General features: G+C 65.5%; 7 protein-coding genes and 4 pseudogenes. 7 read left to right on the top strand and 4 right to left on the bottom strand.

Translation table 11 applies throughout. From position 1 onward, the window contains the following. The first annotated feature begins 1 nt into the window (after position 1). Both CKW46_RS06550 and CKW46_RS06555 read left to right on the top strand, forming a co-directional pair. Positions 2–979, top strand: a complete 978-nt coding sequence (locus tag CKW46_RS06550) for an FAD binding domain-containing protein (protein WP_482052976.1) — start codon at positions 2–4, stop codon at positions 977–979. Further along, the gene (locus CKW46_RS06555) at positions 976–3153 is read left to right on the top strand and encodes a xanthine dehydrogenase family protein molybdopterin-binding subunit (protein ID WP_015354477.1); all 2178 of its coding nucleotides are present in this window, start codon (positions 976–978) and stop codon (positions 3151–3153) included. The genes CKW46_RS06550 and CKW46_RS06555 overlap by 4 nt, the downstream gene beginning before the upstream one ends. Positions 3154–3192: 39 nt before the next feature. Here the strand turns inward: CKW46_RS06555 and CKW46_RS06560 are convergent, their stop codons facing one another. Continuing rightward, positions 3193–4881 (bottom strand): PE family protein, encoded by a 1689-nt coding sequence (locus CKW46_RS06560; protein WP_482052977.1) that lies wholly within the window; start codon positions 4879–4881, stop codon positions 3193–3195. Between CKW46_RS06560 and CKW46_RS06565 the strand changes: the two genes are divergently transcribed. Together CKW46_RS06565 and CKW46_RS06570 are read left to right on the top strand one after the other, a co-directional pair. Continuing rightward, positions 4880–5149: a hypothetical protein gene (locus tag CKW46_RS06565; protein ID WP_131807385.1), complete on the top strand. Its 270-nt coding sequence runs from the start codon at positions 4880–4882 to the stop codon at positions 5147–5149. The genes CKW46_RS06560 and CKW46_RS06565 overlap by 2 nt on opposite strands. 395 nt (positions 5150–5544) lie before the next feature. Continuing rightward, positions 5545–6747 (top strand): annotated as a pseudogene (locus tag CKW46_RS06570) (ISAs1-like element IS2404/ISMul1 family transposase). Here CKW46_RS06570 and CKW46_RS06575 read toward each other — a convergent pair. After that, positions 6744–7490: a hypothetical protein gene (locus CKW46_RS06575; RefSeq protein ID WP_482052978.1), complete on the bottom strand. Its 747-nt coding sequence runs from the start codon at positions 7488–7490 to the stop codon at positions 6744–6746. The pseudogene CKW46_RS06570 and the gene CKW46_RS06575 overlap by 4 nt on opposite strands. A 380-nt stretch (positions 7491–7870) precedes the next feature. Between CKW46_RS06575 and CKW46_RS06580 the strand changes: the two are divergent. The 3 pseudogenes from CKW46_RS06580 to CKW46_RS06590 all read left to right on the top strand — a co-directional run. Further along, positions 7871–9074 (top strand): annotated as a pseudogene (locus tag CKW46_RS06580) (ISAs1-like element IS2404/ISMul1 family transposase). A gap of 21 nt (positions 9075–9095) precedes the next feature. Then, positions 9096–13960, top strand: a pseudogene (locus CKW46_RS06585) (amino acid adenylation domain-containing protein); the annotation flags it as partial. A 3-nt stretch (positions 13961–13963) separates the two neighbouring features. Next, positions 13964–14237: pseudogene (locus CKW46_RS06590) on the top strand (IS1634 family transposase); the annotation flags it as partial. Positions 14238–14392: 155 nt separating this feature from the next. On the opposite strand, the gene CKW46_RS06595 reads toward CKW46_RS06590, so the two are convergent. Continuing rightward, the gene (locus tag CKW46_RS06595; protein WP_011742149.1) at positions 14393–14677 is read right to left on the bottom strand and encodes a hypothetical protein; all 285 of its coding nucleotides are present in this window, start codon (positions 14675–14677) and stop codon (positions 14393–14395) included. Next, the gene (gene mce1N, locus CKW46_RS06600; RefSeq protein WP_482052979.1) at positions 14674–15210 is read right to left on the bottom strand and encodes a transport-regulating membrane protein Mce1N; all 537 of its coding nucleotides are present in this window, start codon (positions 15208–15210) and stop codon (positions 14674–14676) included. The genes CKW46_RS06595 and mce1N overlap by 4 nt, the downstream gene beginning before the upstream one ends. Positions 15211–15217 lie beyond the last annotated feature (7 nt).

Genomic DNA, 15217 nt, shown 5'->3' on the forward strand with positions numbered 1-15217 from the left:
CGTGTTTCCGTTTCGCTACAGCAAGGCCTCCGACGAGCAGTCCGCGTTGCGGGCAGCCGCGGCCGGTGGCCGCTACATAGCCGGCGGTACCACTCTGGTCGACCTGATGCGTGAGACGGTCGAACGTCCCGATTCGTTGGTGGATATCAATGCGCTGCCCTACCAGTCGATCGACGTGCAGCCCGGAGTGATCCGTGTTGGATCCCTGGTGCGAATGTCGGATCTGGCGGCTCATCCCGTTGTCCAGCAACAAGTTCCGATGGTCAGCCAAGCCTTGGAGCTCAGCGCTTCGGCGCAGTTGCGCAATATGGCATCGATCGGCGGCAATCTGTTGCAGCGCCCGAGGTGTCTGTATTTCCGCGACGTCTCGGCCGCATGTAACCGACGTGGTCCCGATGCCGGCTGTGCGGCAATCGAGGGCCGCAACCGAACGCACGCAATCTTCGGCGCCAGCCAACACTGTTGCGCAACCCATCCCTCCGACCTCGCGGTGGCATTGGTGGCACTAGACGCCGTTGTGCTGACTCGCCAGATCGCTGGACATCGGAGGTTTGGGCTCGCGGAGTTATATCGCCATCCGGGTGACTCTCCGCACTGGGAACACAACCTGCACCCGGGTGAGCTGCTGGTTGCCATCGAGATTCCGGTCGGGCCCCAGCTGCACCGGTCCGGATATCTCAAGGTGCGCGACCGTGAGTCGTACGAGTTCGCGCTGGTGTCCGCAGCCGTGGCACTCGACATCGCCGCCGGCACCATACGCACCGCGCGGGTGGCCGCCGGCGGGGTGGGCACCGTGCCGTGGCGCCTGCCGGCGGTCGAAGCCGCGCTTCGGGGCCGCCCACCGGATGCGGATCTGTTCCGCCGCGCCGCCGCGCTCTCGGCCATTGGGGCAAAACCCTTGAGCGAGAACCGCTTCAAGGTAGAGCTGCTCAAGCGCGTCGTCGAAAAGCAGCTGACGGTCGTGGCGGCAATGCCATGACCCACGCCTTCTCCGCCGCCGGAGGCATCAGTGGCCAGCCGATCAACCGGGTGGACGGCCCGCTGAAGGTGACCGGAAAAGCCCGCTACGCGGCCGACCACCCGATTCCCGGGTTGGTGTATGCGGCGTTGGTCTGCAGCACGGTGGCGCGCGGTGCCGTCGACCACATCGCCACCGGAGCCGCCATGCGCCAGCCTGGCGTGCTTGCGGTGCTCACCGATTTCACCGGGGTGCGTCTGCCCTTCGGCACCGGCCAGGTCTTCTTCTTTGGACAGCCGATCGCCGTGGTGGTCGCCACCACGCATGAGGCTGCGGCGCACGCGGTATCGCTGGTCGACGTCAGCTACTCAACGTGGCCGCAGCTAACCGATATCGATGCGCCGCAGGCAGTCGGCTATCCCGGCCGACTCATCGCCGACTACGTTCGCGGCACCCCCGATCAGGTGATGATCCGCGCTGCGGGGATCAGCGACCTCAATTTCAGCATCGCCCGCAACAACCACAACGCGGTGGAATTGCCCGCCACCATCGCCAAATGGGATGGCGACCGGCTCACACTCTGGGACAAGGTCCAACACATCAACGGAGCGCGGCGGTCCTATGCCCGGGCATTCGGGATGTCCGAAGAGCGGGTGCGGCTGATCTCGCCATTTGTTGGTGGCGCGTTCGGTAGCGCCGGCCGCATGTGGCCGCATCAACTGCTGACCGCGTTCGCCGCGCGCCGAATGCAGCTGCCGGTCAAGCTGGTGCTGACGCGAAAACAGATGTACAGCTCGGTCGGTTTCCGGCCGACCAGCCGCCAACGCATGGCGATTGGCGCAGACCCCTCCGGGCGCCTGATGGCGATGATCCACGAAGGGCGCACGGAAACCGCGCAGTACGGCATCTATGAAGACGGCATCGTGCGCAGCCCGCAGCTGATGTACCAGGTCCCCAACATGAGTTCGACATACCGCGTGGTGCCACTCGATATCAACCTGCCGTGGTTCATGCGGGGACCCGGTGCGGTCACCGGAACGTTTGCGCTCGAGTCCACCATGGACGATCTCGCGCACCGCCTGGGCATCGACCCCATCGAGTTGCGCTTGCGCAACGAACCTCGAATCGACCAGATCAACGGCTTGCCCTTTTCCACCAGGCGGCTGGTCGATTGCATCAAGCAGGGCTCCACCGACTTCGGATGGCACCGCCGAAACAGCATCCCCGGAGCCAACCGCGACGGCGATTCCTTTGTCGGTATCGGGATGGCGACCGCGGCGTACTTCACCTATCGCAGTAAGTGCGCGGCCATCGCAAGGATCTCGGCGGACGGCACTGCCGAGGTGTGCAGCGCCGCCAGCGACATGGGACCGGGGACCTACACCTCGATGACCCAGATTGCCGCGGATGCGCTCGGCCTGCCGTTGCAGCGGGTGCGATTCTCACTGGGCGACAGCCGCTTCCCGCCGGCGCCGGCGCACTCGGCCTCGCGGACTACGGCAAGCGTGGGCTCGGCTGTGTTCACTGTCGCAAATATGCTGCGCGACAAGTTCATTCGTGCGGCGGTGACTGACCCGCAATCGCCGCTGGCGGGCCTGCGCCCGGAAGACGTGATGGTAACCAACGGCCACATGTTTTCCACGGTCGCCACGGACGGGCCGGCGCGGGGCGAGTCGTATCAGGATCTGCTGCGCAGGCGTGGCTGGCCAGCCCTGGAATCCGAACACACCTGGACACCCGATGATGCCGGCAAGCGATACTCCACCTACGCCTACGGAGCCGTATTCGCCGAAGTCGCCATCGACGCATTGCTGCCCACGGTGCGGATCCGCCGCATCTATGCCTGCTACGACGCGGGCCGGGTGATCAATCCCAAACTCGCGCACAGCCAGGCAATCGGAGGCATGATCGGCGGAATAGGGATGGCTCTGTTGGAAGGGACCGAGTTGGATTACCGAGACGGTCGCGTCGTCAACGCGAACATCTCGGATTACCTGGTCCCGGTCAACGCCGACGTTCCCGCGCTGGACGCAAGTTTTCTGCCCGCACAGGATACCATCGCCGACCCGATCGGGGTGAAGGGACTCGGCGAGTTGGTGATCATTGCGGTGCCCGCGGCGATCGCCAACGCGGTATTCAATGCCACCGGAAAACGGGTCACCGACTTGCCAATCAGGGTCGAGCAGCTGCTCTGATCCGGGCGGGCGAACCCGCACGCGATTGGTTACCGAGCGCTACCCGTGCGCGCCGGGCGCACCGAACAGCAGCCCGCCGGAGCCGCCGGCCCCGCCGGCGCCACCGGACCCGCCGGCCCCGCCGTCGCCAATCGCCTGGGCGTCACCGCCGTCGCCGTCATCGCCGCTGGCGCCGGAGTGCCTGCCGCTGCCACCGGTGGCACCGGTGCCGCCGTGCCCGCCGTTGCCGTATAGCCACCCGCCGGTCCCGCCGCCGCCGCCATCGCCGCCGGCCCCACCGCTGCCTATGGGGCGACCGTGACCATTCCCGCCGGTCCCGCCGCCGCCGCCAGCGCCGCCGTGGCCGATCAGCAGGCCGCCGTTCGCGCCGGCCCCGCCTGCCCCGCCGTCGCCGCCAGCGCTGGCGGCCCCGCCGGAGCTGTCGCCACCTTCACCGCCTGCGCCGCCGTCGCCGCCTGCGCCGCCATTGCCCAACAGCCACCCGCTGGCCCCGCCAACGGCGCCCTGGCCGCCTTGTCCGCCGTCACCGGCAAATCCGCTTGCTGCGCCGCCGTCGCCGCCCGCCCCGCCGTCACCCAGCAGCCACCCGCCGGTCCCGCCGACAGCGCCCGCGCCGCCGTCGCCGCCCCCGCCCGCGAACGCGCCGCCGAGGTGGCCGTCGCCACCTTGCCCGCCGTCGCCGCCGGTCCCGCCGTCGCCCACGAGCCACCCTCCGGACCCGCCGACGGCGCCGGTGCCCCCGGTGCCACCAACACCGAGGGAGCCGTCAAACCCTCGGCCACCGCCGCCGCCCTGTCCGCCGGTTCCTCCGGCCCCGCCGTTGCCGAGCAGCCCGGTAGCGCCGCCGCTGCCGCCGCTGCCGCCGACTCCGCCGTCCACGCCGCCCTCGGAGCTACCAACGACCCCGCCGGCCCCGCCGATACCGCCGGCTACACCGTTGCCGTAGAGCCAGCCGCCGTGCCCGCCGGTGCCGGCGGGCCCTCGTGCCCCAGCGGTCGAGGCGAAGTTTTCCCCTCCGCCCTGCCCGCCGTTGCCGCCGGCGCCGCCTTGGCCAAATAGCCCAGTGCCACCGCCGAGACCACAGCTACCCCCGTGACCGCTGGGAGCGCCGATGGTGCCGCTGCCACCGACGCCGCCGATTCCGCCGGAGCCGCCGGCCCCGCCATCGCCTCCGACCGCGCCGGAACCGGTGGTCGGGCTGTAGCCGGTTCCGCCGGCGCCGCCGTTGCCGATGAGTCCGGCCGCCCCGCCGTTGCCACCGTCGGCGTTCGCCGCGGAGCCGGTTCCGCCGGCGCCGCCGTTGCCCAAGAGCAGTCCACCGTCGCCGCCGTCCTGTCCGGGGGCGCCGGCGGCGCCGTCACCGATCAGGGGGCGGCCCAACAGGGCTTGGGTGGGGGAGTTGAGCACGCCGAGCAGGTGTTCTTCGACGCCCTGTAGCGGGTTGGTGTTGGCGGCCTCGGCGGCCGCATAGGAGCTCCCGCTGGCGGTCAACGCCTGTACGAACCGTTGGTGCACCCCGGCCATCTGGGCGCTCAGGGCTTGATAATCCAGGGCGTGGCCGGAAAACACCGCCGCCAGTGCGGCTGAGACGTCGTCCGCGCCGGCGGCCGGCACGCCGGTGATCGTGGCGGCGGCGGCCCGGTTGGCGATCTGCAGCGTCGAGCCGAGACCCGCCAAGTCCGTAGCTGCGCCTGCCAGCAATTCCGGGGCCGCGATCACATATGACATGGTTTCCTTCGGGCCCGTCAATATCGGATGGGCACTGTATCGCTGGTTAATAGTGGTAGATGGCAATAACCTATCGGTGCTGGTCCCGAATTTTGGGCGTTCGGCCGATTCCGTCAGCCGCGTGACCGTAGGTGGCGGATCGGCCGTTCTGGCCAGAGGCTCACGCAAAATGCGCGATGCGCAGATCATTTTCCCTGATATTTCTCGATTCCGTATGTCCGAGGCGATCATGCCAAGACGTGAAAGCGTGATTCCTGAACTTCGGTGAGGAAAAAACTTCGGGACCTGCCATTTAGTGGAAGAGGTCGGCCGACGGGAAACTGCTTTTTGGTCCGGCATATTTTGCGGCACCGATGTGAGTCCGATGGGCTCCGTCGCTCGCTGGCGGGTGGCCGTTCTATCATGCACTTTCGTATCGCCGACAGAAATAGATCGGCATCAATTTTCTGATGACTGAGGCGAATAAAAAGACCCGATGAGATCGAGCGCATCGATCTCGGTCAACAGCAGGCTCAGGATTCAGGGCTCCGGCGTTGTTGATTAGCAGGCTTGTGAGCTGGGTTGATGATCTTTGGTGCCGCGCTATTGGGGCCGGAGTGTAGGCACGGGCTATCTGGAGAACGATCGAGTTGGTTACTGTTCGTCGTTGGTCTGGAGTTGCCCGTGCCTACCGTTTCAGTATTGCCTGTGTCGTCGGTTCCAGAGGTGTTCGACCGCTGGAGTCCTGGTGAGCGCAGTGAGCTCATCGGATCGGAGTTTCTCGGTGTGTTGGCCTCGGTGCCGGACCCGAGGGACCCACGCGGTCGGAGGTATTCGCTGATGGCTTTGTTGGCGATCGCGGTTCTGGCCACTGCCGCGGGGATGCGCGGCTATGCTGTTTTTGCTACATGGGCGGCCACCGCTCCCGATGATGTGTTGGCCTAATTAGGGGTCCGGTTCCGGCGGCCCAGTGAGAAGACCTTCCGCGCTGTTTTGTCTCGGCTAGACCCCGCCGACCTCAACGCCAGGATGGGCAGTTACTTCACTGCACACGTGGCCAGCAGCGACCCCAGTGGATTGGTGCCGATCGCGTTGGACGGCAAGATGCTGCGTGGTGCTTTACGCGCCAAAGCGACAGCCACGCATCTCGTGTCGGTGTTCGCCCACCGTGCCCGATTGGTGCTCGGTCAACTCGCTGTCGCCGAGAAAAGCAATGAAATTCCCTGCGTACGTGCCCTGCTCACGCTGCTGCCGGGTAGCTTGCGGTGGCTGGTCACTGTGGATGCGATGCATACCCAGGTCGTCACCGCGAAGTTGATCTGCGCCACCTTGAAGTCGCACTACCTGATGATCGTCAAGTCCAACCAAGCCAAAATACTTGCGCGTATCACCGCGCTGCCCTGGGCCGAGGTGCCCGCAGCCGCTACCGACGACTCCCGCGGCCACGGCCGTGTCGAGACCCGCACCCTGCAAATCATCACCGCTGTACGAGGAATCGGCTTCCCCTACGCAAAACAAATCATCCGGATCACTCGTGAACGCTTGATCACCGCCACCGACCAGCGCAGCGTGGAGGTGGTCTATGCCATCTGCAGCCTGCCGTTCGAGCACGCCCGCCCTACCGCGATCATGACCTGGATGCGTCAACACTGGGGAATCGAGAACAGCCTGCACTGGATACGCGACGTCACCTTCGACGAAGACCGTCAAAGGGCACATACCGGAAACGGCGCACAGGTCCTAGCAACGCTACGCAACACCGCGATCAATCTGCACCGCCTCAACGGCGCCGACAACATCGCCGAAGCCTGCCGGATCACCGCTTTGACCGCCAACCGCCGCCTAGACCTCCTCAATCCACAATTCCCCAGCTCACAAGCCTGCTAATCAACAACGCCGGAGCCCTGGCTCAGGATTGCGGATCGGGCTTGGTCGATGTCGCGATTCTGCCCCCACGTGGCGCGTGTCTCCACCGCCATCAGGAATGCTTCGCGAGCGATGTCAGGGATGTCTCGCGGCAGCCGGGTGAGGTCCGCGGCATGGGTGAAGCAACTCCCGGGGTAGGGGCTGACGCATTGCTTGAGCATCTTCAGAAGCGTCTTCACGGCGAGGTTGTTGGTTTCGGGCTCGTCGTCCGCAAAGCATGCCCGCCGCCAGTTATGCATCTCCGCGAGCAGCAGTACAGCGCGTTCCTGTCGAAGTTTTTCGACGACGGTATGCATCGGCGCGGCGGCAGCAAACGGTGCCGGGTTGATATGGAACTCTCCGCATTGAGCGACTTCGTACGTCATCGCCAGTGGTCGACCGCCGATTTTTGATGACCGGTCGAATTCTGTGCGCCACACGAGGTCAAACCCAATTCCGATGGCGGTGCGCTCGGTGAGGTCTTTGACGATGCGGTTGAGTTCCCCCAGCGTCTCCCCGCTTGGCGCATCGTCTCGGGCGATGCACACGATATTCAGGTCGCTCCATCCGGGTATTACATCGTCTTTAGCCAGTGAGCCACAGATGGCAATGGAGTCCAGAAAACCGAGGCTAATTGCCGCCGCCAAGAAATCGTCGGCCGCCGCGCGGTAGCATGACTTTGGCGCCCACCTGGTGATTACTCGATGGTCGGTCGATACACGCATCGATGTTGTCCCTTTCGCCCAATTGAGTTGCGACCGATGACCGCGGAATTTTTTAGAGTTGGCCGAGCGGCCTGTCGCAGACGCTGAACAGTGTGCTCTACAAGCGTTGAATCGTCAACCTTGCCCCCGAATCATTGCGCTCCCTAATTCATTCGGCGGTGACATCCGATGGCTAATTCACGGACCGCTGAAATAAGCGTGGAACGCGTCGTTGTGGGGCAGTGCGGGCCATCGATACAGGGCTCCGGCGTTGTTGATTAGCAGGCTTGTGAGCTGGGTTGATGATCTTTGGTGCCGCGCTATTGGGGCCGGAGTGTAGGCACGGGCTATCTGGAGAACGATCGAGTTGGTTACTGTTCGTCGTTGGTCTGGAGTTGCCCGTGCCTACCGTTTCAGTATTGCCTGTGTCGTCGGTTCCAGAGGTGTTCGACCGCTGGAGTCCTGGTGAGCGCAGCGAGCTCATCGGATCGGAGTTTCTCGGTGTGTTGGCCTCGGTGCCAGACCCGAGGGACCCACGCGGTCGGAGGTATTCGCTGATGGCTTTGTTGGCGATCGCGGTTCTGGCCACTGCCGCGGGGATGCGCGGCTATGCTGGTTTTGCCACATGGGCGGCCACCGCTCCCGATGATGTGTTGGCCTAATTAGGGGTCCGGTTCCGGCGGCCCAGTGAGAAGACCTTCCGCGCTGTTTTGTCTCGGCTAGACCCCGCCGACCTCAACGCCAGGATGGGCAGTTACTTCACTGCACACGTGGCCAGCAGCGACCCCAGTGGATTGGTGCCGATCGCGTTGGACGGCAAGATGCTGCGTGGTGCCTTTACGCGCCAAAGCGACAGCCACGCATCTCGTGTCGGTGTTCGCCCACCGTGCCCGATTGGTGCTCGGTCAACTCGCTGTCGCCGAGAAAAGCAATGAAATTCCCTGCGTACGTGCCCTGCTCACGCTGCTGCCGGGTAGCTTGCGGTGGCTGGTCACCGTGGATGCGATGCATACCCAGGTCGTCACCGCGAAGTTGATCTGCGCCACCTTGAAGTCGCACTACCTGATGATCGTCAAGTCCAACCAAGCCAAAATACTTGCGCGTATCACCGCGCTGCCCTGGGCCGAGGTGCCCGCAGCCGCTACCGACGACTCCCGCGGCCACGGCCGTGTCGAGACCCGCACCCTGCAAATCATCACCGCTGCACGAGGAATCGGCTTCCCCTACGCAAAACAAATCATCCGGATCACTCGTGAACGTTTGATCACCGCCACCGACCAGCGCAGCGTGGAGGTGGTCTATGCCATCTGCAGCCTGCCGTTCGAGCACGTCCGCCCTACCGCGATCATGACCTGGATGCGTCAACACTGGGGAATCGAGAACAGCCTGCACTGGATACGCGACGTCACCTTCGACGAAGACCGTCAAAGGGCACATACCGGAAACGGCGCACAGGTCCTAGCAACGCTACGCAACACCGCGATCAATCTGCACCGCCTCAACGGCGCCGACAACATCGCCGAAGCCTGCCGGATCACCGCTTTGACCGCCAACCGCCGCCTAGACCTCCTCAATCCACAATTCCCCAGCTCACAAGCCTGCTAATCAACAACGCCGGAGCCCTGGGGGCGAACCCTGATCAACGCCTACGGCCCCACCAAAGCCACGATCTACCTCACCGCCGCACCCCCGCTGCACGCCGGCGCCACTGTGGTGCCCATCGGCGCACCCGTGCCCGGGGCCGGGGTGTTCGTCCTCGACAGGTGGCTGCGTCCGGTGCCACCCGGGGTGGTGGGTGAGTTGTATGTCGCCGGTGCCGGTGCCGGTGCCGGTGCCGGTGTGGGTGTCGGCTATTGGCGCCGCGGCGGGTTGAGTGCGGCCCGGTTTGTCGCCTGCCCGTTCGGGGCAGCCGGGTCGCGGATGTATCGCACCGGCGACCTCGTCTGTTGGGGCCCTGATGGGCAACTGCAATATCTGGGCCGCGCTGATGACCAAGTCAAAATCCGTGGCTACCGCATCGAATGCGGAGAAGTCACGGCCGCCCTGACCGCACTCGATGGGGTGGAGCAGGCGGTGGTGATCGCCCACACCGACACCGGCCAACCCCAGCTGGTGGCCTACTACACCACCACCATCGGTGGCGGTGGGATCGATACGGCGTGGCTGCGGGACCGGTTAAGTGAGGTCCTGCCGGCGTATATGGTTCCGGCCGCCTTCGTGGTGATCGACGAACTACCGTTGACGGTCAACGCCAAACTCGACCGCCGCGCCCTGCCCGCCCCCGACTACACCACTAGCGCGCAGGCTTATGTGGCGCCGCAAGGCCCGGTGGAAGAAACCCTGGCCAGCCTCTACACCCAGATCCTCGGCGGTAGTGACCGGGTCAGCGCCGCCGACTCCTTCTTTGACCTGGGTGGAGACTCCGTCTCAGCCATGCGTTTGGTCGCCGCCGCCAACACCACCCTGCACGCCGGTCTGCGCGTTGCTGATGTGTTCGAAGCCCCCACCATCACCGGGCTAGCCCACCGTGTCGGGGCCGACCCGGTCGCTCAGCTGCCATTGATCGCCGGTGAGCGCCCGCCACGGGTGCCGTTGTCGTTTGCCCAGTCCCGGCTGTGGTTTCTTGAACAGCTTCAAGGCCCCTCGGCGGTCTACAACATCCCGGTCGTCCTGCACCTGGACGGCCCGCTGGACACCGAGGCACTCCGAGCCGCACTCGACGATCTGATCACCCGCCACGAAACCCTGCGCACCCGCTTCAGCACCACGAGCGAGGGGATCGGCTACCAAGACATCCTCACCCCCAACCAAGCCGAAGTCTTCTGGCAGGTCGTGGATGCCCGCGGGTGGACACCCCAACACCTGCACACCGCCATCGACGAAGCCACCAACTACCACTTCGATCTAGCCGCCGAGATCCCGATCCGCGCCACCATCTTGCACACCGCCGACCACCAGCACGTGCTGGTACTGCTGATCCACCACATCGCCGCCGACGGCTGGTCGCTGGGCCCGCTGGCCCGCGACCTCGACACCGCCTACACCGCCCGCACCGCCGGGCACCCGCCGGTGTGGGTGCCGTTGCCGGTGCACTACGCCGACTACACCCTGTGGCACCACCAACTCCTCGGCGACCCCCACGACCCGGCCAGCCTGCTGGCCACCGACCTGGCCTACTGGCAGCACACCCTGGCCGGACTCCCCGAACACCTGCCCCTGCCCACCGACCACCGCTATCCCCCGATCGCCGACTACCGCGGCGCCAGCCACTAATTCAGCTGGCCCCCCGAACTAACCACCGCAATCCACACCCTGGCCCACACCCACCACGTCTCGGTCTTCATGGTCATCCACGCCGCCCTGACCGTGGTCCTAGCCACCCTCGCCGACACCAACGACATCGCCATCGGCGTCCCGATCGCCGCACGCACCCACCCCCACCTCGATGAACTGATCGGGTTCTTCGTCAACACCCTGGTGCTACGCACCCACACCCACCCCGCAGACACCCCCACCGACCTACTGGCCCACATCCGCGAGGACAGCCTGACCGCGTTCGAACACCAACACGTGCCCTTCGAACTCCTCGTCGAACACCTCCAACCCACCCGCTCCCGCACCCACCACCCCCTCATCCAGGTCATGCTCGCCTTCCAAAACCACCCCTGGACCCAACACACCAACGACGGTGCCGAAATGCGCCTGGGTCAGGCCCGGATCAGCCCGTATCCGGTCGCCACCCACACCGCCCGCATGGACCTGGTCATCTCCGTGGGCGAACACCCCACCAGCCCCGACACAGCACCGGCCCTGACCGGCACCATCGAATACCGCACCGACGTCTATAACCCCACCACCATCGAAACCCTGGCCACCCGCCTGCACCACACCCTCACCACCTTCACCACCCACCCCGACCAACCCCTGCACCACCTCGACCTACTCACCGACACCGAACACACCCAACTACACACCTGGGGCAACCACCCCACCCTCACCGCTCCCACCACCACGGCGATCTCGATTCCCGCTGCCTTCACCAACATCGTCGCCACCCACCCCCACGCCCCGGCCCTCACCTTCGAAGACCACACCTGGACCTACCACGACCTCGATACGGCCAGCACCCAACTCGCCCACCACCTCACCACCACCCACGGGGCTCGAGCGGGTGCGGTCGTTGCGCTGCTGCTACCGCGCAGCGACCACGCCATCCTGGCCGTCCTCAAAACCGGGGCCGCCTACCTACCCATCGACCCCCACCACCCCCCAACGCGTATCGCGTTCATGCTCACCGACACCACCCCCACCGCAGTACTGACCACCACCGAACTGACCACCCACCTCCCCACCAGCACCGGCACCGGCAGTGGTGTTCCGGTGATCACCCTCGACACCCTCACCAACCTCGATGACTACCCCACCACCCCACTACCCCCACCCAACCCCCACGACCTGGCGTACCTGATCTACACCTCCGGCACCACCGGAACCCCCAAAGGCGTGGCCATCACCCACCACAACGCCACCACCCTGACCACCCAACTCGATCTCGACATCCCCACCAACGCGGTCTGGTCGCAATGGCACTCCTACGCCTTCGACGTCTCCGTCTGGGAAATCCTCGGCGCCCTCCTCAGCGGCGGACGGGTCGTGGTCGTGCCCGAACACATCGTCACCTCACCCGAGGACTTCCACACCCTGCTCATCGACGAACACGTCAGTGTGCTCACCCACACCCCCTCAGCATTAGCCCAACTCCCCGATCACGGGTTAGAGGCAACCACCGTCATCACCGTGGGAGAGTCCTGCCCGATCGACCTCGCCCACCACTGGGCCACCGAGCACACCCTGCTCAACGCCTACGGCCCCACCGAAACCACCATCTACGCCACCACCAGCGACCCCCTACACCCCGCGGACACAGTGGTGCCCATCGGCGCACCCGTACCCGGGGCCGGGGTATTCGTCCTCGACAGCTGGCTGCGCCCAGTCCCGCCCTGGGTGGTGGGTGAGTTGTATGTCGCCGGTGCCGGTGCCGGTGCCGGTGCCGGGGTCGGTGTCGGCTATTGGCGCCGCGGCGCGTCGAGTGCGGCCCGGTTTGTCGCCTGCCCGTACGGGTCGGCCGGGTCGCGGATGTATCGCACCGGCGACCTCGTCTGTTGAGGCCCCGACGGGCAACTGCAATACCTGGGCCGCGCCGACGAACAAGTCAAAATCCGCGGCTACCGCATCGAATGCGGAGAAGTCACCGCCGCCCTAGCCGCCCTCGACGGGGTCGAGCAGGCGGTGGTCATCGCCCGCGACGACACCCCCGGCCAACCCCGCCTGGTCGCCTACTACACCACCACCAGCGGGACCGGGCTCGACACCACCGACATCCGCGCCTCGCTGAGCCAGGTGCTGCCGCCGTACATGGTTCCGACCGCCTTCATGCTGATCGACGAACTACCGTTGACGGTCAACGGCAAACTCGACCGCCGCGCTTTGCCCGCCCCCGACTACACCACTAGCGCGCAGGCTTATGTCGCGCCGCAAGGCCCGGTGGAAGAAACCCTGGCCAGCCTCTACGCCCAAATCCTGGGTGTGGAGGACCGGGTCAGCGCCGCCGACTCTTTCTTTGATCTGGGTGGAGACTCCCTGTCGGCGATGCGCCTAATCGCCGCCACCAACACCACCCTGCACACCGACCTGCGCGTCGCCGACATCTTCGACACCCCCACCATCACCACCCTCGCCCACCGAATCGACACCCAAGCCCAACCCGCCACCATCCCCCCATCCAAACCCTGCACACCGGCACCGGCACACCCCTGTTCTGCATCCACGCCACCAGCGGCATCAGCTGGCCCTACCAAACCCTCGCCACCCACCTCACCAACCCCCTCATCGGCATCAACCAAACCCTCAACGCCGACGAAACCCCACCCCACACCCTCCAAGCCATGGCCCGCAACTACGCCACCCGCATCCAAAACACCCACCCCACCGGCCCCTACCACCTCCTCGGCTGGTCCTTCGGCGGCGTCCTCGCCCACCAAATCGCCATCGAACTACACCACCGCGGCCACACCGACACCCGACTCATCCTGCTCGACTCACTACCCACCCTCGACACCAACACCGACCCAACAATCACCCCCCGCAACAACCGCCAAACCCTGCAAACACTGCTCGGCCACCACCACACCACCATCCCCGACGACCAGCTACACCACCTCACCACCAACCACAACATCACCCTCTACCAACACCACCAACCCCACACCTACACCGGCCCCACCCTGCTCATCGCCGCCGAACACACCCCACCCCCCAACCACCCCACCTACGAAAGCACCCACACCAAAGCCGCATACCTCCTCCACGCCTGGCAACCACGCCTCACCGGCCCCACCACAACCCACTCAACCAACTGCACACACCACCAACTCCTCCACCCCAACCACACCCCCACCTACACCAACCACCTCAAAAACTTCCTCCACTGACACACAAGTGACCCAAGAAGACATCTGCGAAACGGCCTGTGCGCGTCTTACCGGATCCTAGGGTTCGACTCAACCATCTATAGCGACAACGTGTTTCGTGATGGCGCGGATCATTGGGCCCAGCACCATGATCGACACCGAACGAGTGCTCACCGAGATCGGGGTCCGGCCGATCTCCTATGCCACCGTCAAGCGGCGGATGCCGATCTAGGCCCAACGCCGGTGGCGGCAAACCTTGGCTACGGCCAGCGTCCGTCGTGGCGGGTGGGGACCCGCACGGTCAAGATCAAGGCCGGCGACCACACCCTCACTGCTGCCGACCCGTCCTCCAATTGAGCCAACTCGGAGCTCGGTGCACGAGGCGCTGCGCGACCTGGCTCAGGCCAACAGCATTCACCGTCAGCTGATGTTGTCGCTGGTCCGAAAAACCGCTTAGCGCGCGAGATCCGAGCTGTTGTCGGCAGGCGCACTGGGCGATTGTCGCGCCCGCCGCAACCGGCAGACTCCCACGACCGCGAGCACCCCTGCCAGGGTCGCCAGGGCCAGGGTCAGCACCAATTGCTGCGGGTGATAGATCACCGACGTCGTGACGGGTTGACCTGCGGTAACGGGAGCGACCGCCACCGTTGAGGTGGTCTGTAGCCAGCTCGCCGCGGTGGCCCACACCGCGACGAGGGCCAGAGCCAGCTCAATCACGGCCCGGTTGCGGGGGTTCACAGTGCCGTCTCGGCGTCGTCGCCAGCGTCGCGGTCGACCTGGGTAGGCCCGACTCGTTCCTGCAGCAATGGAGTCAGCGCCGCACGCAGATGGCGATGCCGACGCGCCCAGGCCTGCGCGGTGCGTCCGCCGGTGAGCTTGATGCCGATGCCGACCCGGCCGCGTGGTACCCCGACCAACTCACCAAGCGCCCGCGCCGACTGCCACTTGGCCAGCGACTTTCCAGATGCGACGGAGTTCTCGGGTTCGGGGAACACCCTCACGATTTCGGACACCAGGATGGTCTCGGTGCCCTGACGTAGGGATTCTTCGGTCAGCTCCACCGAGGTGTGGATTCGCGCCGCCTTCACCTGAATGCCGACGAATACCGACACCAGGACCAGGAAGATCACTGGGGTGATCAACTGGATGCCGGCGCCGGTGGACTTCTCGATCAAGATCAACGACAGCGCCGAGAACGGGCCGGCCAGCAGCCAATACCAAGAGGCGCCGGATTCGTAGAACAACGTCTTGGGTTCCCCCGCTGATGTCATGTGAGCC

It is taken from the genome of Mycobacterium liflandii (assembly GCF_022354805.1).
Lineage (GTDB): Bacteria > Actinomycetota > Actinomycetes > Mycobacteriales > Mycobacteriaceae > Mycobacterium > Mycobacterium marinum.

Bases quoted from the DNA above. Each gene is read 5' to 3' on its own strand.
- CKW46_RS06555 (WP_015354477.1), top strand. From the start codon at position 976: ATGACCCACGCCTTCTCCGCCGCCGGAGGCATCAGTGGCCAGCCGATC.
- CKW46_RS06565 (WP_131807385.1), top strand. From the start codon at position 4,880: ATGGTTTCCTTCGGGCCCGTCAATATCGGATGGGCACTGTATCGCTGG.
- CKW46_RS06560 (WP_482052977.1), bottom strand. From the start codon at position 4,881: ATGTCATATGTGATCGCGGCCCCGGAATTGCTGGCAGGCGCAGCTACG.
- CKW46_RS06575 (WP_482052978.1), bottom strand. From the start codon at position 7,490: ATGCGTGTATCGACCGACCATCGAGTAATCACCAGGTGGGCGCCAAAG.
- mce1N (WP_482052979.1), bottom strand. From the start codon at position 15,210: ATGACATCAGCGGGGGAACCCAAGACGTTGTTCTACGAATCCGGCGCC.